This is a genomic window from Limnohabitans sp. (assembly GCF_040401495.1).
Lineage (GTDB): Bacteria > Pseudomonadota > Gammaproteobacteria > Burkholderiales > Burkholderiaceae_C > Limnohabitans.
This window is the reverse complement of sequence record NZ_JBBAOI010000003.1, coordinates 38,353-58,281: the sequence shown is the minus strand read 5'-3', so window position 1 is coordinate 58,281 and position 19,929 is coordinate 38,353. Positions and strand designations below refer to the sequence as shown.

15 protein-coding genes and 1 other RNA gene are annotated in these 19,929 nt (G+C 51.0%); 10 read left to right on the top strand and 6 right to left on the bottom strand.

Going from position 1 to position 19,929, the window contains the following annotated elements; translation table 11 throughout:
* The first annotated feature begins 12 nt into the window (after positions 1 to 12).
* The gene (gene htpX / locus AC9UEO_RS03385) at positions 13 to 882 is read left to right on the top strand and encodes a protease HtpX (RefSeq protein ID WP_509529852.1); all 870 of its coding nucleotides are present in this window, start codon (positions 13 to 15) and stop codon (positions 880 to 882) included.
* 11 nt (positions 883 to 893) lie between these two features.
* Here htpX and AC9UEO_RS03380 read toward each other — a convergent pair whose 3' ends face one another.
* From AC9UEO_RS03380 to AC9UEO_RS03365, 4 genes are read right to left on the bottom strand one after another with little or no spacing between them, the layout of a single operon-like run.
* Positions 894 to 2,756, bottom strand: coding sequence for a B12-binding domain-containing radical SAM protein (locus AC9UEO_RS03380; protein WP_509530195.1), 1,863 nt, complete (start codon positions 2,754 to 2,756; stop codon positions 894 to 896).
* Between the two features lie 32 nt (positions 2,757 to 2,788).
* Entirely contained in the window at positions 2,789 to 3,706 is a 918-nt protein-coding gene (gene cysK, locus AC9UEO_RS03375) for a cysteine synthase A (RefSeq protein ID WP_509529850.1), read from the bottom strand.
* A gap of 10 nt (positions 3,707 to 3,716) precedes the next feature.
* Positions 3,717 to 5,486, bottom strand: a complete 1,770-nt coding sequence (locus tag AC9UEO_RS03370) for an NAD(P)/FAD-dependent oxidoreductase (RefSeq protein ID WP_509529848.1) — start codon at positions 5,484 to 5,486, stop codon at positions 3,717 to 3,719.
* Positions 5,483 to 7,405, bottom strand: a complete 1,923-nt coding sequence (locus AC9UEO_RS03365) for an acyltransferase family protein (RefSeq protein WP_509530193.1) — start codon at positions 7,403 to 7,405, stop codon at positions 5,483 to 5,485. The genes AC9UEO_RS03370 and AC9UEO_RS03365 overlap by 4 nt, the downstream gene beginning before the upstream one ends.
* A gap of 116 nt (positions 7,406 to 7,521) precedes the next feature.
* Here AC9UEO_RS03365 and rnpB point away from each other — a divergent pair.
* The 4 genes from rnpB to AC9UEO_RS03345 all read left to right on the top strand — a co-directional run bounded on the left by rnpB (position 7,522) and on the right by AC9UEO_RS03345 (position 11,823).
* Positions 7,522 to 7,881: RNase P RNA component class A (gene rnpB, locus AC9UEO_RS03360), an RNA gene on the top strand.
* Positions 7,882 to 7,953: 72 nt separating this feature from the next.
* On the top strand, positions 7,954 to 9,105 hold the full coding sequence (locus AC9UEO_RS03355; protein ID WP_509529846.1) for an O-antigen ligase family protein: 1,152 nt from the start codon (positions 7,954 to 7,956) through the stop codon (positions 9,103 to 9,105).
* 9 nt (positions 9,106 to 9,114) lie between these two features.
* Positions 9,115 to 10,230 carry a glycosyltransferase family 2 protein gene (locus tag AC9UEO_RS03350; RefSeq protein WP_509529843.1) on the top strand — a complete coding sequence of 372 codons (1,116 nt, stop codon included), beginning with the start codon at positions 9,115 to 9,117 and terminating at the stop codon, positions 10,228 to 10,230.
* 24 nt (positions 10,231 to 10,254) lie between these two features.
* Positions 10,255 to 11,823, top strand: coding sequence for a glycosyltransferase family protein (locus tag AC9UEO_RS03345; RefSeq protein WP_509529842.1), 1,569 nt, complete (start codon positions 10,255 to 10,257; stop codon positions 11,821 to 11,823).
* A gap of 15 nt (positions 11,824 to 11,838) precedes the next feature.
* Here AC9UEO_RS03345 and AC9UEO_RS03340 read toward each other — a convergent pair whose 3' ends face one another.
* Both AC9UEO_RS03340 and AC9UEO_RS03335 read right to left on the bottom strand, forming a co-directional pair.
* Positions 11,839 to 13,293: a mannose-1-phosphate guanylyltransferase/mannose-6-phosphate isomerase gene (locus AC9UEO_RS03340; RefSeq protein WP_509529840.1), complete on the bottom strand. Its 1,455-nt coding sequence runs from the start codon at positions 13,291 to 13,293 to the stop codon at positions 11,839 to 11,841.
* A gap of 15 nt (positions 13,294 to 13,308) precedes the next feature.
* On the bottom strand, positions 13,309 to 14,961 hold the full coding sequence (locus tag AC9UEO_RS03335) for an MBL fold metallo-hydrolase (protein ID WP_509529837.1): 1,653 nt from the start codon (positions 14,959 to 14,961) through the stop codon (positions 13,309 to 13,311).
* A gap of 31 nt (positions 14,962 to 14,992) precedes the next feature.
* On the opposite strand from AC9UEO_RS03335, the gene dapF reads away from it, so the two are divergent.
* From dapF to AC9UEO_RS03310, 5 genes are all read left to right on the top strand, one after another.
* Positions 14,993 to 15,853, top strand: coding sequence for a diaminopimelate epimerase (gene dapF, locus AC9UEO_RS03330; RefSeq protein ID WP_509529835.1), 861 nt, complete (start codon positions 14,993 to 14,995; stop codon positions 15,851 to 15,853).
* Positions 15,850 to 16,560 (top strand): DUF484 family protein, encoded by a 711-nt coding sequence (locus AC9UEO_RS03325; RefSeq protein ID WP_509529833.1) that lies wholly within the window; start codon positions 15,850 to 15,852, stop codon positions 16,558 to 16,560. The genes dapF and AC9UEO_RS03325 overlap by 4 nt, the downstream gene beginning before the upstream one ends.
* A 17-nt stretch (positions 16,561 to 16,577) precedes the next feature.
* Entirely contained in the window at positions 16,578 to 17,519 is a 942-nt protein-coding gene (locus AC9UEO_RS03320; RefSeq protein WP_509529831.1) for a tyrosine recombinase XerC, read from the top strand.
* Positions 17,516 to 18,733 carry a class I SAM-dependent rRNA methyltransferase gene (locus AC9UEO_RS03315; RefSeq protein WP_509529829.1) on the top strand — a complete coding sequence of 406 codons (1,218 nt, stop codon included), beginning with the start codon at positions 17,516 to 17,518 and terminating at the stop codon, positions 18,731 to 18,733. Before AC9UEO_RS03320 ends, AC9UEO_RS03315 begins: the two co-directional genes overlap by 4 nt.
* Positions 18,734 to 18,800: 67 nt before the next feature.
* Positions 18,801 to 19,859 (top strand): CobW family GTP-binding protein, encoded by a 1,059-nt coding sequence (locus AC9UEO_RS03310; RefSeq protein WP_509529826.1) that lies wholly within the window; start codon positions 18,801 to 18,803, stop codon positions 19,857 to 19,859.
* Positions 19,860 to 19,929: the final 70 nt, after the last annotated feature.

Here is a 19,929-nt window from a genome sequence, read left to right as displayed (position 1 = left end):
TCAAAGGATTACATGAAACGCGTCATTCTTCTCATCGTTACCAACTTGGCAGTCATGCTGGTCTTGGGCATTGTGGCCAGCTTGCTGGGCGTCAACCAATTCCTGACAGCCAACGGGCTAAACCTCAGCGCATTGCTGGGCTTTGCCATGGTGATGGGCTTTGGCGGCGCATTTATTTCTCTGCTCATCAGCAAGCCCATGGCCAAATGGAGCACAGGTGCGCAGGTTATTGATCAGCCGCAAAACGCAGACGAGGCTTGGTTGCTCGACACCGTGAAAAACCTGTCGCAACGCGCTGGTCTGGAAATGCCTGAGGTTGCCATCTACGAAGGCGAGCCTAATGCCTTTGCCACAGGCGCGTTTCGCAACTCTGCGCTGGTTGCTGTTTCTACCGGTTTGCTGCAGGGCATGACGCGTGAAGAAGTAGAGGCGGTGCTGGCACACGAGGTGGCGCACATCCAAAACGGCGACATGGTGACGCTCACCTTGGTGCAAGGTGTGCTCAATACCTTTGTGGTCTTCCTCAGCCGTGTCATTGGCTACGCGGTCGACAGTGCATTGCGAAAAAACGACGAAGAAAGCACAGGCCCTGGCATGGGCTACTACATCACCAGCATCGTGTTGGACATTGTGCTGGGTATTGCCGCCAGCGTCGTCGTGGCATGGTTCAGCCGACAACGCGAGTTCCGTGCTGATGCGGGTGCGGCCGAATTGATGGGGCGAAAGCAACCCATGATCAATGCCTTGGCTCGCTTGCAGCATATGCAGTCAGAGGGTTTGCCAGCCAGTTTGCAAGCCATGGGCATCAGTGGTGGCTTAGGCAAGATGTTCTCTTCCCACCCCCCCTTGGAAGAACGTATCGCTGCGTTACAAAACAGCTAAGTCACTATTTTTCAGCGCGATTCGCCTAAAGCTTGGGCGATCGCGTTTTTTTTCACTCTAGGCTTAGGGCATTGGCCTTTGGGTAAGTCGAACCATAGGCGCACATCCTCTTCCAAACCTATGCCGTGCATATAGTTGTAGATGGCTTTCTTCAAGCCCTTGCCCAACACATCGTGGTCAGTGCCAGTAGGGTCTACAAAACCAATATCGTTTCGCGCAAACAAACCTTCAGGCAAAGGCAGTAATGTGACGCCATAGTCTTGCGGCTTCATTCCCACAGGCGAATGCACGGTACAGGCAAAGCGGTGAAAAAACCCACTTTGAATACAGCCATAAAGAAACAGTTGCCTCACATACTCCAAAGCGTCCACCGTGTCTTGCACAGTTTGTGTGGGAAAGCCATACATCAAATAAGCGTGAACCAAAATTCCGGACTGAGAAAACCCATGCGTCACGCGGGCAACTTGGTCTACTGTCACACCTTTTTGCATCAAGGCGAGCAAGCGGTCGCTGGCCACTTCCAATCCGCCCGACATGGCAATGCAGCCACTCTCAGCCAGCAGTTCGGCAAGATCAGGCGTGAAGGTTTTCTCGAAACGGATATTGCCCCACCACGATATGTTCAAACGCCTGCGCAGAAGTTCTTGTGCCATGGCTTTCAAGGCTTTGGGCGGTGCGGCCTCATCCACCAAATGAAAACCACTTTGACCGGTTTCACCCACAATGCGCTCGATGCGGTCTACCAATGTGTGTGCCGTGGCAGCGTCATAGCGTGAGATGTAGTCCAGGGATACATCGCAAAAACTGCACTTCTTCCAATAACAACCATGCGCCACCGTGAGCTTGTTCCACCTGCCATCGCTCCACAAGCGATGCATGGGGTTGAGCATGTCGAGCAAGGACAAATAACTTTGCATAGGCAAACCATCCCAAGTGGGTGTGCCTACATCATCGAAAGCAATATCTGGCTCAGCCCAGTGGATGTACTCGACCTCTGCCTGTTCACGCAAAAAGGTGCGGACCAATCGCTGTGCAGACCGTTTGCCTTGCAAGTGTTCAAGTAAAGCCAAAAGGGGGCGCTCACCGGCATCCAAGGTGACGTAGTCCACAAAGTCAAACAAACGGGGTTCATTTAATGAGCGCAGTTCGGTGTTGGCATAGCCACCACCCAAAACAATTTTCACATCAGGATGATGTTGTTTGATGGTTTGGGCTATTCGCAAAGCACCATACACCGTGCCAGGGAATGGCACAGACAGCAAGACCAACTGCGGCTGATGCTTGTCAAAAGTTTCAATCGTCAAGTCATGCAGCACTTGGTCTATAAAGGTTTCAGGCGCAGCCAACGCCTTGGCCAGTGGGTCAAAGCTGGCCTGACTGGAGGCCAGCGATTCACCGTAGCGTACAAACTCAAACCTATCATCCACCGCATCGCGCAGCACATCGGCCAAGTCATTCAAGAAAAGTGTGGCCAAGTGCCTTGCGCGGTCTTGTACCCCTAAAGCACCAAAGGCCCATGTCAGGGTGTCGTCCTCGGCGCTGTCCAAGGCTGCAAAGCGCGGACCCTCAGGTACGAAGCCGCGTGCTGCAATGCGGTGCGCCAAGGTGGGGTCAAGGCCTTGCAAAAAAACCATCACGGGTTCTATGCTGTCTATGCAGCGCAGTGCATGGTCTAAAAAAAAGTTCACACTGGCGCTGCGTTCATGCTCTGCCTGCGTTTGGGCAATGGCGTGAACACGCTTAAGACCCTCTGTGCTGAAAATTTTCAGCACCAGCTTCAAAGCCAAATCATCTTGCCGTGCATCAACCCCTCTAGATCGCAAAAAACCCGTCAAGTAAGCGCTTGACGGGTAGGGAGTGTTGAGTTGCGTCATGGGCGCGATCAGCGCCAAAACGCGAAAGTCCTTCACGCGGGAAGGTAACCTTCTACAGACAAATAGCGCTCGCCTGTGTCGTAGTTAAAGCCCAGCACTTTTGCGCCTGCAGCAAGCTCGGGCAGTTTTTGTGCAATGGCTGCCAAAGTGGCACCCGATGAAATACCTACCAACATGCCTTCTTCGCGAGCTGCGCGTCGCCCATATTCACGGGCATCTTCAGCGTCGACTTGAATCACGCCAGTTAGCAGATCGGTATGTAAATTTTTAGGAATAAAGCCTGCGCCAATGCCTTGAATCGGGTGAGGCGAGGGCGCACCACCGGAAATGACTGGCGAAGCCTTGGGCTCCACCGCAAACACTTGCAACTGCGGCCATGTGGCTTTCAATACTTGTGCGCAACCGGTGATGTGCCCACCCGTTCCCACACCGGTGATGAGTACATCCAAGCCTTCAGGGAAGTCAGCCAAAATTTCCAAAGCAGTAGTGCCAACATGCACTGCGATGTTGGCGGCATTTTCAAACTGCTGCGGCATCCATGCACCTGGGGTAGCGTCTACCAACTCTTGGGCACGGGCGATAGCGCCTTTCATGCCCTTTTCGCGCGGCGTTAAATCGAAACTTGCGCCATAAGCCAACATCAGGCGACGGCGTTCAATCGACATGCTGTCAGGCATGACCAACACCAGTTTGTAACCTTTAACAGCCGCCACCATGGCCAAGCCCACACCCGTGTTGCCCGAGGTGGGTTCAATAATGGTGCCACCGGGCTTTAATACGCCGCTTTTCTCGGCGTCTTCCACCATGCTCAAAGCAATGCGGTCTTTGATAGAGCCGCCGGGGTTGCTGCGCTCGGACTTGATCCACACATGTGCATCAGATCCAAACAAGCGGTTCATGCGTATGTGTGGGGTATGTCCAATGGTCTCTAGGATGTTATGGGCTTTCATGCGCTACTCCTTAATGCGGTAGGTGATTTTGCAATACTTTCAAAGCCACGGCTTCACCTAACTTGATGCCATCGACCGCAGCCGACAAAATGCCTCCGGCGTAGCCAGCACCTTCTCCACCTGGAAAGAGGCCGTGCATATTGGGGCTTTGCAGATCCTTGCCCCGCTCAATGCGCAAAGGCGATGAGGTTCGGGTTTCAACGCCAGTCAAAACAGCGTCCGCCATGTCAAAACCTTTGATCTTTCGCCCAAAGACAGGCAAGGCTTCACGCATCGCGTCGATGGCAAAAGAGGGTAGTACATGGCGCAGGTGGGTCATGTGTACACCAGGTTTGTAGGAGGGGTCGACACTGCCCAAGGCGGTGGACGCAGCGTCATCCAATAAGTCGCCAACCAACTGTGCAGGTGCGAAGTAGTTGCTGCCTCCAGCAATAAAGGCCGCCGATTCCAATTGCCTTTGTAACACCATGCCTGCCAAAGGGTGAAAACCGTCTACGGTATCCAAGGTGTCCAAGCGAACCGCATTGCCCATTTCTTGGCCTAGGGCTGCTTCGAAAGAGGCTGCGTCACTTGGGTAATCGATGGGGTCTATGCCCACCACAATGCCTGCATTGGCATTGCGTTCGTTGCGTGAATATTGGCTCATGCCATTGGTCACCACCCGACCAGCCTCGCTGGTGGCGGCCACCACCGTGCCGCCAGGGCACATGCAAAAACTGTAGACGGCTCGCCCATTGCTGGCATGGTGCACCAGTTTGTAGTCTGCGGCACCCAGCATGGGGTGGCCTGCATGTTTACCCCAGCGTGCGCGGTCAATCACGCCTTGCGGATGCTCAATGCGAACTCCGATAGAAAACGCCTTGGCCTGCATTGCCACTTGGTGGCGGTGCAGCATGGTGAAGGTGTCTCTCGCACTGTGACCCAAGGCCATCACCGCATGGTGCGCTGTCAATTCGTATGTCTCGTTCGTGTCTTGCTTCAAAATCTGCAGCGCTTGAAGTTGGCGCTTGTTGTCGTAACGGATGTCTGTCACACGTTGTGCAAACCGCACCTCACCACCAAGGCGAATAATTTCTGCTCGCAAGCCTTCAACCACCTTGACCAACTTGAAGGTGCCAATGTGCGGATGCGCTGCCCACAGAATTTCTTCTGGCGCACCAAACCGCACCAATTCATTCATGACTTTGCGACCCAAGTGCCGTGGGTCTTTGATTTGGCTGTAGAGCTTGCCATCTGAAAACGTGCCTGCACCACCCTCGCCAAACTGCACATTGCTCTCAGGCTTCAAAACAGATTTGCGCCACAGACCCCAGGTATCTTGGGTTCGCTGCCGAACGGCTTGCCCGCGTTCAATGACGATGGGCTTTAAACCCATTTGCGCCAAGACCAGTGCTGCAAATATGCCGCAGGGTCCAAAACCCACCACCACAGGTCGCACTGCGTCAAGTCTTGCCCAGTCTGCAGGTGCATGTACCGGAGGGTGCCATTGCATATCCGGTGTGGCTTGGATATGCGGGTGCTGTGCGTGCTGTAGCAGCAACAGTTGCTCTTTTTTGCTATCGTGGAGTTGCACATCCACGATATAGACCACCTGCAGTTTTTGCCGCGCATCAAAACTGCGTTTGAACACTTTCCAATCTGTAATGGTATCCATTGAGATACCCAGCGTCTTTGCAATCAATGGCGCTAGAGTGGGCGGGTAAAGAGGAGGCGAAGAAGCCACGTCTGGCGGTTCGAAAGCACCATCGAGTGGCAGCTTGAGTTCAGACAGGCGAATCATTGGCGCATGGCATTTATCAGCGGCAGTAAATCTTTGGCCATCAACATGCCTGCATGGTCTGAAATATGGTCGCCATAGCTGTATAAAAATTTACCCTCTTTGGCAATGGTGCAACTGTCTGCGGGTAGATCGCACAGCAAAGGAAGGGGGTCATACACCAGCAAACCAGGGTTGTCATGCATAAGTTTGGTGATGAACTCTTGGTAGGCAGCTGTTCCTTTGAGGTGGTCGGAAAAGCGCAGCTGACATGAGGGATTTTGCTGTCGCTGTAAAACGGTGTTGAAAAAGTCAAAGCGCGTCAAGCCGCCACTGATGCAGCTGTTGGGGTCTGGCAATGTTGGGTTGTCAATCACAAACACCACACGTTTGCCAGAAGCTTGCCAATGTTTGATACGCTGCGAATACATGGACACATTTTTGTCAACCTCTTCGGAAGTGGTGTGCTGGGCGATGAAGCCTGATTGCCCATCGAGGCGGTACATGCCTCTCAATGCATTGGCCAAAACCACTACTTTTAAGTTTGGATTGGCATCAATCGCTTCGTAGGCGGCGCGGTTGGCAGGGGTGGTCTGCGCAGAGAGCAAGCTGACAGGTCCCATCATGGCCCAGCTGTCCTCGGGTGGAGAAGATCGAATCAAGCTGTAAATCAGTGCCTCGCCCTTGCTATCACCCAAAAGCACATGGGTAGGAGGCTGCACCTTGCCGTCTTGAAAGCACCACATCAGCAAATGCACCTGGTCTGTTGGGAGTGTGCAACCTGGCGTTAAAGTTCCACGCTCGGCACCCACTACCAAGGTGGAAGGGTCGGCATTGAGCATGCCGTGGTGTCGAAATTTCAATCCATCGAAACGGTTGATGGCATGTGACATCAAAAGCACTGCAACCATCCATATGCTCAGCCAAAGTACAGCACGCGGATAGCGTTGACCAAAGCGGATTGGTCGCTCGACAAAGCGATAGGTCAGGTAGGCCAGTAGAAAGCTCAGTGCCACCAAACCCAAACGCACTTCCACCGACGGGGTTTGCGCTGCCAAAATGCGGGCAAAAGAAAGCAAAGGCCAATGCCACAGATACAGCGGATAGCTGATCAAACCGATGGCAACCAAGGGCCGCGACGCCAACCAGGAACTGTTGAGACTGCTGTTCATGCCAGCAAGCAATACCAATGCAGCGCCAATGACAGGAATGAGAGCCCAATAGCCAGGAAAGGCCATGTCCTTATCGAAAAAGAACGCCGACCCCAACACCAAGGCCAATCCCCACCAGCCAGCCGGATTGCGCCATGCCCTCGCCAAACGTGGGTTGTTCATCAAGGCAATGGCCAATGACGCACCCAGTAACAACTCCCAACTGCGACTCAATGGGGAATAAAAATCACGCGACAAATCGCCTTTGAAGACCAACCAAAAGCTATAGCCAATGGAAGACAGCATCAACACCATCAGCATGTGCAAAGACCAACGAGGTATTCGCTTGAATAACAAAAGCAACAAAGGCCAAAGCAAGTAGAACTGCTCTTCAATCGCCAGCGACCATAAATGCAGCATGGGTTTGGTGTCGGCTGCATTGTCAAAATAGCCGGACTCCCGCAGTAGCATGAAGTTGGTGAGAAAGATGGCGCTGCTGCCAGTGTGCTTTGCCAGTTGTTTGTATTCAATGAAGTTCAGGCAAACCCAACCGACCGCCAAGCCAAAACCCAAGACCAGCGAGAGAGCGGGGAAAATGCGCCGAACACGCCTTGCATAAAAATGACGAAGACTAAAGCGTTGATCGCGCAAGTCGCGCAGTATCAGTCCGGTGATGAGGTAGCCGGAGATGACGAAAAAAACATCCACGCCGACAAAGCCGCCACTCAGGTGGTCGGGAAATGCGTGAAAAATGACAACGATCAACACCGCGATGGCCCTTAAGCCATCAATATCGGGTCTGTAATCTGCTTGGTTCTGCGAAATAACTGCGCCTCACTTCTTCTCAAAAACTGCACGCTCGGGGCGTGCCTGACTCGAATCATAGACCGATGGATAATCCCATGGGTGAAGCTCGCTAGGCCGTCGCTGGTGCAAGGACAGAAATGTCGCACTGGAGGAACGTCCGGACTGCACAGGACAGCGTAGGAGGTAACACCTCTCCACCGTGAGGTGAGGATCAGAGCAACAGAGACGAGTCACCTTGGGTGCAGCACCGAAGGCGCAAGCCAGCGGCACGCGCATACAAGGTGGGTGAAACGGGCAATCTCTACGCGCAGCAATACCAAGTAGGCCAACGTTGAGGCGGTTCGCTGAGTTGGCGGGTAGGTAGCACCGAGCCGGGTGGGTGACCCTCGGCCCAGAGGAATGACGGTCACGTATTGGGAAACCAATATGCACAGAATCCGGCGTATCGGCGGGCTTCACTTTTTAATTGAATTTACATGCACACAAGTAGTTTTCATTGGCAGCATCGGTGGCAAAGTTTTGCAGTGTTTTGCGTGTCATTTTTGGCTGTATCGGTGAGTTTAGGCGTGGCCATGGTGTCCATAGCCAAACTTTTTTTGCTCATAGCATTATTTGGGCAAGTATTTTTTGACAGTCGACACCGAAGTTTCCCCTCATGGCGACAATCGCCCAAGGTGACATGGTGGATTTTGTTGGCCATGGGCTGGATGAGTCTGAGTTTTTTTTGGACAGAGGCGAGTTCAGCTGATGCAGTGCTTGCTTGGGGAAGGCACAGCCGAATTTTGTGGTTTTTGGCAGTGTTTTATTTGCTTCGAACCTCAGACCAAGCCATATTGACATTGAAATGGTTTGTCGCAGGCATGATCCTCATGCTGCTGTCTTCATGGGCGCTGGTTGTAGGATGGCCCGTGCCTTGGGCGAGTGCGAAAGAATTACCTTCGCTGGGAATTGTGCATGGCAGTACCTTAGAGCAACCCGTGCTACTGACGCTTCTGGCCGTGGTCTTATGGTTTATGCGTGAGCACTGGCCCACAGGGCGACTACGCTGGATTCCTATATGCATATTGCTTCTAACAGCTTTCAATATTTTTTTTGTGATGACGGGGCGCAGCGGCTTTGTGGTCATGCTGATTTTTATTTCGATGGCTGTATGGTGGCAGTTGCCTAGGCGCTGGCGCTGGCTGGTGATGGGATTGCCGTTTGTTCTGAGTGCATTGATGATGGTTTTGTCGCCAAGATTTGAAGCTCAAACCACCAAAGTGTTTCATGATGTTCTGAGCTATCAAAAGGGAAGTATTGAAACATCTCAGGCTCAACGCTTGGATTATTGGCATCGGTCATTGCTAGCTATCCAAGAAAAACCTCTTATCGGCCATGGTGTTGGAAGTTGGCGTATGAGCTACCACCGGTTGGGCGGAATGCAAGCAGACGCACCTTCAAACCCTCATCAGCAGTATTTTCTGTGGTTGGTGGAGGCAGGCGCAGTCGGCTGCATGCTGGTTCTGGGCATGTTGTTTGCTCAGTACAAAGACGCCCAAGCCTTGCTTACAAACCATAGACAGGCTTTATGGACCATCTCCACCATTGCCGCTGTGATGGGGTTGATGAATTGCCCTTTTTTTGGCGCTGGAATGGGTGAGTGTTTGGTGTATTTGGCAGCCTGTTTCTTGTCTTTAAGAAAATAATGAAATCGCATGACTAATCTTGCTCAATCGCTGGCTTTGGAACTCACCGTGGTGGTTCCCACTTTCAATGAGGCTGCAAATATTGATGAGTTGGTGTCCCGCTTAGACCGTGTCTTGCAAGGTATAGAGTGGGAAGTGGTGTTTGTCGATGACGATTCGCCAGACGGTACAGCTGAGCACATCAAACGACGCTACGCTTGCCATCCAAGGGTCAGGTGTATACACCGTATTCAGCGGCGAGGTTTGTCCTCTGCTTGCGTCGAAGGCATGTTGTCAACCTGCGCTCCCTATTTGGCCGTCATGGACGCCGACTTGCAACATGATGAAACCCGATTGCCCGTGATGCTGCAGGCCTTGAAGCAAGTTGGTTGTGAACTGGTGGTGGGCACGCGTTACATGGAGGGCGGTGGTGTTGGGCAATGGGATGAGTCCAGACAACTCAGCAGCCGTTTTGCTACTTGGTTGAGTCAGCGATTATTGGGGGTCACTCTCAAGGACCCTATGAGCGGTTTTTTCATGTTGCGTAGAGAAGCGTTCATGGCTGCCGTGCATAACCTCTCCAGCATGGGCTTCAAAATCTTGCTTGATATCGTGGTGTCTTCACCTCGCAAATTGTCTTTCACAGAAATCCCCTTCACCTTTGGGCTGCGCCATGCCGGGGAAAGCAAGTTAGACGCTCGCGTAGCGTGGGACTACTTATTGATGTTGGCGGACAAGTCCTTGGGCCGCTACCTGCCTACTGCTTTGATTTCTTTTGGTGCAGTCGGTAGCCTAGGTGTAATGGTTCATTTATTTGTTTTGTTCTTGACTCTTAAGTTATTGGAATGGCCATTTACTGAATCTCAGGCTGCTGCGGTATTGCTGGCCATGGCTTTTAATTTCCATCTCAACAATTTGCTCACCTACCGCGATAAACAATTGCACGGGTGGATGTGGTGCTGGGGCTTGGTGAAATTCATGGCGGCTTGTGGTTTGGGTGCTTTGGCCAATGTGGGTGTTGCTTCCTGGTTCCACACCAGCGGTGGCGGTTGGCTGTGGTCGGGCTTGGCCGGAATCTTGGTTGGACTTATGTGGAACTTCAGTGCCACGGCTATTTTTGTTTGGCCGCACAGACGCAAGACCTGATTTACGTCAACTTATTCTGAATCTATGACCATGCTCAATATTTCTGATTTTTTATTTTTACTGTCGGTGAAGGACATGGGTCATGGACTTGTGCTTGGGTTGTTGTTTCTGGTCGTCTTACCCAAAGTCTGGCAATTCAGCGCACTGGCATCGCTCAACATACTTTCAAAAATTACTTTTGTACTGGCGCTTTCTCTTGCAGTTGCTTATTTAATTTTCCCCAATTACTTTGATCACGCAGAGCCCACTGTTGCAACCATTGGACAAATTGTTCAAGCCGGTGGATTGGCTTATCCAACTGGCGATCAGTGGCAATTCATTGGGCTGATTTATGGCCCCGGAATTTATATAAGCAATTCAATCGCCATGCTGGTTGGCGATCCAATTCTGGGTAGCAAACTTCCTAGTGTTTTGGCGTATATAGTGTCTTTGTTGTTACTTTGGAATCGGCTGCCAAGCCATGCTTCACGTGCAGGCTTGGTATTGATCTTTTTCTTTTATGAGTTTGGATTTTGGAATCGCCCCGAATCCTATTTGCTCTTGCTAAGCACCTTGGCAGTTACTTTGGTGGGCAAGTCCCCAACTTGGGGCTTGTTGTGTACTGGCTTATTGGCTGGTATTGCTACCACCTTCAAGTTCACAGGCTTTTTATTTTTTATTCCTGTTGCTCTATTGTTACTGATGCAAGGTCACGCTTTGCGGCAGTTATGGATGGCGATTTTTGCGGGATTGGCTGTGGCGCTTGCGCCTTACGCTTTGTCAGTTTTTTCTCTTGCAAACCATCTTGCTTATGTTCAAACTTTGGCAACCCAAACTCTCAGTGAGGGCTTGTTTCAACGCAATTTAGCCTATTCTCTGTTCTCCATCTTGCCTATTGCATGGCTTTGGACGGGCGTGTCCAAAGGCACCAGTTTTAAGAATCAGTATGGGGTGATGATTCTTGTGGTGATAGTCACAGAATTTTTGGTGTGTGTGTTGACATCTAAGCCTGGCGCAGGGCCACACCATTTGCTGCCTGGCTTGCCCCTCAAACTCTGGCTTATCCATGAACTCACTCTTGCTCAACAAGTCAAGGGGCATCGCTCTGCGCGGTTTTTGGGCTTGGTTTTGTGGTCAATGTCTTTGTATTACATCGCCTACGGTTATCCCAAATTTTTGAAAAATTATTTCGTCAGTGTCGACTATCTAGAGAGCCAATACAAAGCCAAACAAGAGTTCCATTCTTTATTGAAAAAATTTCCTAATTCATATGTCGGGGTAACTGATTCAAAACACGCCAACTATTCCCTGTCGTTTTTCAGACCTTATGCTTTCGGTTCAGATTATGGAGATAGGCTTGATCCTGTTGCGTTCATGGAGGTCAGTTTCACCACGAAGATTGACGATCGGCTCTTTGTTTCAAAAATTGAAAACTGCAGTTACGACCACATTATTCTTCCGTCAAAGGGTCAGCCCTTTACCCTTTTGAATTTTTATACAAACAAGCCGCTTTTTTCAGACGAGTTGCGCATGGTTTTTGCCAGGGAATACCGTTCGATTGAAAAGGGGAGCTACTTCAATGTTTTTGAATGCAACAAAAAAAATCGACAATAAATAAAGAATATTTATTTAGCTTCTACCGTATGTATCTTCAAATCGAACAATGTCATCCTCGCCCAAGTAGCTACCCGATTGAATCTCAATGATTTCAAGTGGAATCGTTCCTGGGTTGGCAAGTCGGTGAACTTCTCCCAAAGGAATGAAGGTAGATTGGTTTTCCGTTAACAAAATCACTTGGCCTGCATTGGTGATTTCGGCTGTTCCTTTCACCACGACCCAGTGTTCTGCCCGGTGGTGATGCTTTTGCAAGCTTAGGCTGGCCCCTGGGTTGACTTGAATACGTTTAACTTTGAAACGATCACCCTCATCAATGCTGTCATACCAGCCCCAAGGACGATTCACTTTGCGGTGTAATTTGAGTTCTTGCCGTTTTTGTTGTTCAAGTTGTTGAACGATTTTTTTAACATTTTGGCTTTGCGAGCGATCCATTACCAACACAGCATCAGGTGTTTCCACAATGATCAAGTTAGTCACACCTACTGACGCCACCAAACGGCTGGTCGCATGAATCAAAGTTTGCGTGGTATCGACCATCAAAGTGTCGCCTTGGCTCACGTTGCCAGCAGGGTCTTGCAAAGCATCATGCGCAATTTGCCATACAGCATCCCAGGCTCCAAGGTCGGACCATCCCGCATTCAACGGAACCATTTTGATTGGAAAACGTGACTGTGGGCATTTCTCCATCACCGCGTAGTCTATGGAGTCCGCAGGCACTTGAGCAAACATGGACTTGCTAGGCCGAATAAAGGATGCATCGGCGGTTTTCTCCGCCCAAGCTGCTTGGCTGGCAGCCAACATATCAGGTTCAAACTCTTTTAAAGCTTGTAGCCAAGTGCTTGCTTTGAGCACAAACATGCCACTGTTCCAAGTGTGCTCACCGCCAAGCAAGTAGGATTGCGCGACTTCTAAACTGGGCTTTTCGGTAAATTGGGCTACCTTGTACTCGCCATGCTGGCCCATAGCGCCAGATTGTTGGATATAGCCGTAGCCTGTTTCAGGGCGATCAGGCGTGACCCCCAAGATAACAATTTCACCACCTGCGGCTGCTCGTATGCTTTTTTGCAAAGCCTGCTTGAACGCTTCAAGGTTTTGAACTGTTTGGTCGGCAGGTGTCGCCACCAAGATGGGATCTTGACCGTTTTCCACTGCACACAACGCCGCCAAAGTTAGCGCTGGAGCAGTATTTCGAGCTGCTGGTTCAAGAAGCAAAGAGCATTGAATGCTTTCTAATTCGCGCAATTGTTCAAGCGATAAAAAACGGTGCTCTTCGTTGGTCACCACCAAAGTTTGTCCCACGACAATGTCAGTTGAGGCCAGTTGATTCAGACGTTCAACAGCTTGTTGAAAGAGGCTGGTATTGCCGTTGAATACTAAAAATTGTTTGGGAAAACCAGAGCGAGACAAGGGCCATAAACGGGTACCTGATCCACCACAGAGGATGACGGGCAGAACATGATGTTTCATCATGGATTTCCTTCTTTAGTTGGTATGTAAATGCGCCACATGTGCCTGCAGCGATCTTAGAGCCACTGGCCACAAGGCTTGCGGTACATCGTCATAGGCTAGAGGCAACCAATCTTGCAAAGAGCCTTGGGGCAAGGCCTGCATGGCACGGCGAACTTTGTCTTCGCGTTTTAATCGGTGGGCTTTCAAACGATTGATGCAGTCGATGGCGCTGTAAGGCTCATCCCAGAGGTTGCCAAGAACATAGCCATGCGCTGGCAATATGAATTGAACATGCCACTGTTTGCAGGCTAAGACTAGCTTGTCTAATGAGTCAAGGTAGTCCCCCATGTGACCGTCGGGAGGGTCAACAACGGTGGTGCTGCCATTGAGCACATGATCGCCGCTGATAAGAAGACCATCTTCTTGCAAAATCAAACACAGGTGGTTTGCCGCGTGACCAGGGGTATGGATCACTTGCAAGGTGTGCGAGTGACCATGACTGTTCAAAACAATGCATTCACCATCATGCAAAACGGTGTCAGGCACAAACGTGCTGTGCTGACGGGCGTGGGCGCAAGAGGGCAATCCCATGACTTGAACGGATAAACCATTTTCTGCACACTTTTTTTTCAGCAACCAAGCAGCAGGTGAATGGTCTGGGTGTGAGTGGGTACAAATGATGGCACGGATGTCGCCATTGCAAGACTGCCATAACCGCTCAACATGCTGCGCGTCAGGTGGGCCAGGGTCTACCACCACATAACCGCTTTGGGCGTCTCCAATCAGGTAACTGTTGGTGCCTGGCCCTGTCATCATGCTGGGGTTGGGTGCTGTTAAGCGTTTAAGGTGATTCAGCAAGGGTACGGCGGTGTGAGATTGCCAATCTAGGTGGTGAACGATTTGCCCATCAGGACAGGTCAGTGCCAACTCGCCAAAAGGTGGTTCATGCTCCATGAAGCGCGCATCTTTGCCTTGTAGCAATCCAGCTCGTGGGCAACTGTGAAACCATGGTTGTTCGTGGGCACAATCGGCCAAAACACTGTCCACCGTTGTGTAGTTCTGCAGTTTTTCAAGAGTGCGAATGGTGGGAAAGATAATGAAGAAGTCCCCTGCCGCATGACGCGTCAGCGCCTCAGTTGGGCTTACCCATACAGGCTCAAACTGTTCTTTTTCATCGGCAATAGGTATTTGACCCTCAGGCATGCGGGCTACCAAAAACGGCACATCAAATCGCCTAGGCAAATCACGGTCGGTTACCCAATGTGCCAAAACATACACTTGGTTTGCAGACAGTGTTAAGCCATGCGACAGGCACTGCGCGGCAAAGTTTTCTTGTCTAGAAAGTAAGATTTGCGTTTCTGGGCGTACAGGTTTGCCGTCAGCTTCTCTAGCCAAAAGAACACCCAATTCTTCAAAGCTTTCGCGAATAGCGGCAATCGATTGCGTCAGGCGTTGGTCATCTTGCGTAGGACGTCGCTCGGCCAAATGGTGACAGCTTGCATCTGCTGCATCTATGCCGCCCCCAGGAAAAACATAGGCACCTGGTGCAAAACTGGCTTGCAAAGAGCGACGTGTCATCAGCACTTCAATACCGTCTTGCGTGTCACGAAGTAACAAAACCGTGGCAGCTGGCAAAGGCTTGCTAGGAATTCGGCTGGGGTGCAGTTGTGAATGGGCGCGTACCATGGCTACATTATGACAAGGCGATAATCACCCAATGCGCTTACGATTTACCAAAATGCAGGGTGCGGGCAACGACTTTGTGGTGCTCGACGAGACCCAAGGCTTGCTGGGTCTGGACCCTGCCCATTACCGTTTCATAGCGGATCGCCATTTCGGCGTGGGCGCTGACCAAATTCTCTCTGTTCGTCGACCCTCTTTGGCAGAGGCCGACTTCGCCTACGTCATCCACAACAGCGATGGAGGTGAGGTAGAGCAATGCGGCAATGGTGCAAGGTGTTTTGTCCGCTTTGTGCTTGCTCAAGGTTTAACAGATAAAACCACTATCAAAGTACAAGTCCATGGTGGCATCATCACCTTGAGTCAATTAGATGATGGTTCTGTTCAAGTAGACATGGGACCCCCATTATTTGGTTTAGCGCTGGTTCCCTTTGATGCTGCAAAGGCCATTTCTTTGGCAGACCCTTTTGGCTTGCTTTGGCGTCTTGTACTTAATGCCCAAGAAAATGTAGATGCTGCAATACTCTCAACGGGTAACCCGCATGCGGTTGTTCGTGTGGACGATGTAGATAAAGCGCCCGTGGCTTATTTGGGGCCTTTGATTGAAAACCATATGGCATTTCCCAAGCGAGTGAATGCAGGCTTTTTGCAAGTACTTTCGCGCACAGAGGTGAAACTTCGTGTGTATGAGCGCGGAGCAGGTGAGACCTTGGCCTGTGGCACTGGTGCATGTGCCGCTGTCGTGGCCGGTATTCGACAAGGCTGGCTAGACCCCAAAGTACAAGTTCATACCCGAGGTGGTGTGCTGACAATTGCTTGGCAAGGTGAGGGCTCATCGGTGATGATGAGTGGGCCAGCCACAACCGTATTTACTGGCGAGATGGAGATCCCCGAATGAGCAACTCAATTACCCCTATTACAGAGGACGATATCGCTAATTTTTTGGTGAATACGCCCGACTTTTTTGAGCGCCATGCTCAGCTCCTGTCCAACGTTCGGTTTGTCAGCCCGCATGGCCAGCGTGCGGTGAGTTTGCAAGAACGTCAAGCCGATATGTTGCGTGAAAAAATTCGTGCCTTAGAGCAACGCATGATGGAAATGATTCGCAACGGCAGCGACAACGCCGTCTTGGCTGATCGCTTGCACCGATGGTCACAAAGTTTATTAATGACCCAGCACCCTGCTGAACTGCCCGGCATCATCGTCGATGAAATTCAACACCACTTCATGGTGCCACAGGTCGCTATTCGCGTTTGGCGAGTAGGCGAAGCATTTCAAATTGAACAATTCGCCCAAGGTGTTAGTGATGAAGTCAAAGCTTTTGCGCAAGGCTTGCGAGCCCCTTATTGCGGTGTAAATGCCGAATTTGAAGCCGTTGAATGGTTGGCCCACCCGCATGAAGCGCAGTCAGTGGCACTGTTGCCGCTGCGAAGCATTCAGTCACCTTGGGTGACTGACGCGACTGCCGAGTATTCCAGCGATACAAGCTTAGGTTTGTTGGTTTTAGCTTCCCCAGACCCACAAAGATTTCATTCTTCCATGGGCACTGATCTACTCAGCCGCATCGCTGAGTTGGCCAGCGCAGCCCTTAGCCGCTTACGTTGAGCCCATTGCACATTCGAATGAACGACACACAAGATTTGGTGACGCGTTATTTATCGCATGTACGATTTGAAAAACGCCTGTCAGACAGAACAGTGGCTTTGTACAGTGAAGATTTGAACAAGTTGTCAGAGTGGGCAGAGCAAACTGGCTTGGCGAATTTAACCCTTATTGACACGCCACATCTTCGGCGTTGGATGGCGCAAATGCATGCCGATGGCAGAAGCCCGCGCGGTATTGCACTGATACTTTCAGGCTGGCGCGGTTTTTTCAATTGGTTGGGCAAAGAGGGTTTGATACAGGCGAATCCTTTGTCTGGCTTGCGAGCGCCCAAAGCGGCCAAACCGCTGCCTAAAGCCTTGAATGTTGACGATGCAGTACAGCTTGCACAATACCGTCCCATCGAAACCGATCCTTGGTTGCAAGCCCGAGATACCGCGATGGTGGAACTGCTCTACAGCAGCGGGTTGCGTGTGGGCGAATTGATCGGTTTGGACGTTCAAGCCAGTCCTCATGCCAAGGGGTGGATAGACCTGTCTGCTGGCGAGGCGCAGGTACTGGGTAAGGGCTCTAAGCGGCGAAGCATTCCTGTTGGACAGCAAGCTTTGGTTGCTTTGCAAGCATGGTTAGCTGTTCGTGCGGCTGGTTTGCCAGAAAACACGGTTGATCAAACAGCCATGTTTGTGGGGCAAAGGGGAACCAGACTTAGCGCCCAAGCTGTATGGCAACGCTTGCGCTTAAGAGGTCTCCAAGCTGGTATTGCAACACCAGTTCATCCGCATATGTTGCGCCACTCTTTTGCCAGCCATGTGTTGCAGTCCAGTGGCGACTTGCGAGGTGTACAAGAGTTGCTAGGTCATGCCAATATCAGTACCACACAGGTTTATACACGTTTGGATTACCAACATTTGGCAAAGATCTATGACGCTGCCCATCCACGTGCGCGCAAGAAAAACTTATGAAAACATTGAAACTCAAAGCGGGCAAGGAACGCTCAGCCTTGCGCGGACACCCATGGATTTTCGACTCAGCGATTGCCAAAGGAGGCGCTGATGCAGGTGAGACCGTCCGCGTGGAGTCTGAAACAGGTCAATTTTTAGGTTGGGCCGCTTTCAGTCCTACATCCAAAATTCGTGCACGCATATGGTCATTTCAAGAAGCCGAACACATTGACGCAGCTTTTTTTGAGCGACAGGTGTCTAAAGCGGTGGCCATGCGTTCGCGGTTACAAGTACCTTCCAATGGTGTGCGTTTAATCCATGGTGAAGCTGATGGGCTGCCTGGTTTGATAGTGGACAGCTATGACGGCACTTTGGTAGCGCAGTTCTTGTCTGCAGGTACTGAACGATTTAAAACTGATATTGTCAAAGCTTTGGTGGTTCACACAGGTGCGCAGCGAGTATTTGAGCGCTCGGATTCTGGGGTGCGTGGGCTAGAAGGTTTAGAGCCCAAGACCGGGTGGCTTTTCAGAGCGCCTGGCGCGAGTGACGCCACTGCCATTGTGATTCAAGAACACCACTGGAGCTTAGAGTTGGATATCTTGGAGGGGCATAAGACAGGTTTCTATCTGGACCAGCGAGACAGTCGGTTGAAGTTTGCCGAATATGCTCAGCGCCTAGGCTTGCAGCAGGTTTTGAACTGCTATGGCTATACAGGTGGTTTTAGTGTGGCGGCTTTAAGCGGCATGCGTTCAGCAGGTTTACTGGGAAGCGGCGCCACGGTGACCACGGTGGACTCCTCTGCACCAGCCATTGCCAAAGCACAGGCCAATGTCAAGCGCAATGGCTTTGATGACCGCAACGCTACGTTTTTAGACGCAGACGTCAACGCCACTTTGCGAAGCATGCACAAAGAGGGGCGTCGCTTCGATGGCATTGTGCTGGACCCACCCAAGTTTGCACCCAGTGCAGCCCATGCCGAGCGTGCTGCCCGTGCCTATAAAGATATCAACCGATGGGCCTTTAAGTTACTCTCGCCAGGAGGCGTATTGTTTACCTACAGTTGTTCGGGCGGTATTGCCCCAGAGTTGTTTCATAAAATAGTTGCCTCCGCTGGAACTGATGCGGGTGTAGATGCCTATTTTCTTGACCGAGTTCAAGCCGCACCCGACCACCCCATGACCGTGTGTTTTCCTGAGGGTGAATACCTCAAAGGTTTGGTTTTGATGCAGAAGTAGGTAAGTCTGCTTGAATGCTGGCTAAACTGCCCCACTTGGTCTTTGTTGTTTTCAAGGTTGAATTGATATGTTGATACCTGCTACGGTTCTGACTGGTTTTTTAGGTGCTGGCAAGACCACACTGCTCAAGCGCATCCTATCTGAGTCCCACGGTCTCAAAATTGCCGTGATTGAAAATGAATTTGGTGAAGAAAATATAGACAACGAAATATTGGTTGCTGACACCAAAGAGCATATTGTTCAGATGAGCAATGGCTGTGTATGTTGCACGATCCGTGAGGATTTACGCACCACATTACAAGATCTGGCTGAAAAAAGACGTAAAGGTGAACTTGACTTTGAGCGCGTCGTTATAGAAACCACAGGTTTGGCTGACCCGGGACCTGTGGCACAAACTTTTTTCATGGATGATGAAATAGCTGAAAGCTATTTGCTGGACGCGGTACTGACATTGGTGGATGCCAAGCATGCAGCGCAGACCTTGAATGATCGGCAAGAAGCACGCAGGCAAGTTGGTTTTGCAGACCAAATATTTATCAGCAAAAGTGAGCTTGTGTCCGCCCAAGATTTGGAGGCTTTGCAGCACCGCTTAAAGCATATGAACCCCAGAGCGCCTCAACATATCGTGCACTTTGGCGAAGTAGCTATCGATAAGGTATTTGATCTGCGTGGGTTTAACCTCAACACCACGCTGGAAATTGACCCAGATTTTTTAAGTGATGGCCACCATCACCACGCACATGATGAACATTGCGACCACCCATCGCATCAACACGACCATGCACACCATGGCCATGATCATGATCACGGCCACCATCACCACCATGATGACGATGTCAAAAGTTTTGTCTTCAAAGCCGACCGAGCGCTAGATCCAGCCAAGCTGGAGGACTTCTTGGGCGCTATCGTCAATATCTATGGCCCGCGCATGTTGCGCTACAAGGGCGTATTGCATATGAAAGGCACCGAGCGCAAGGTAATTTTCCAGGGCGTACACCAACTCATGGGCAGTGATTTAGGCCAAGCTTGGGCACCCGGGGAGAAGCGAACGAGCAAAATGGTATTCATTGGCATCGATTTGCCAAAAGATATCTTTCAGCAGGGCCTAGAACAGTGCATAAGCTGAGTACAATCCGCGCGCCATTGGCTTGAGGTGATGTTTTGCACCAAGCCCTTGACACTGGTCACGCATGAAG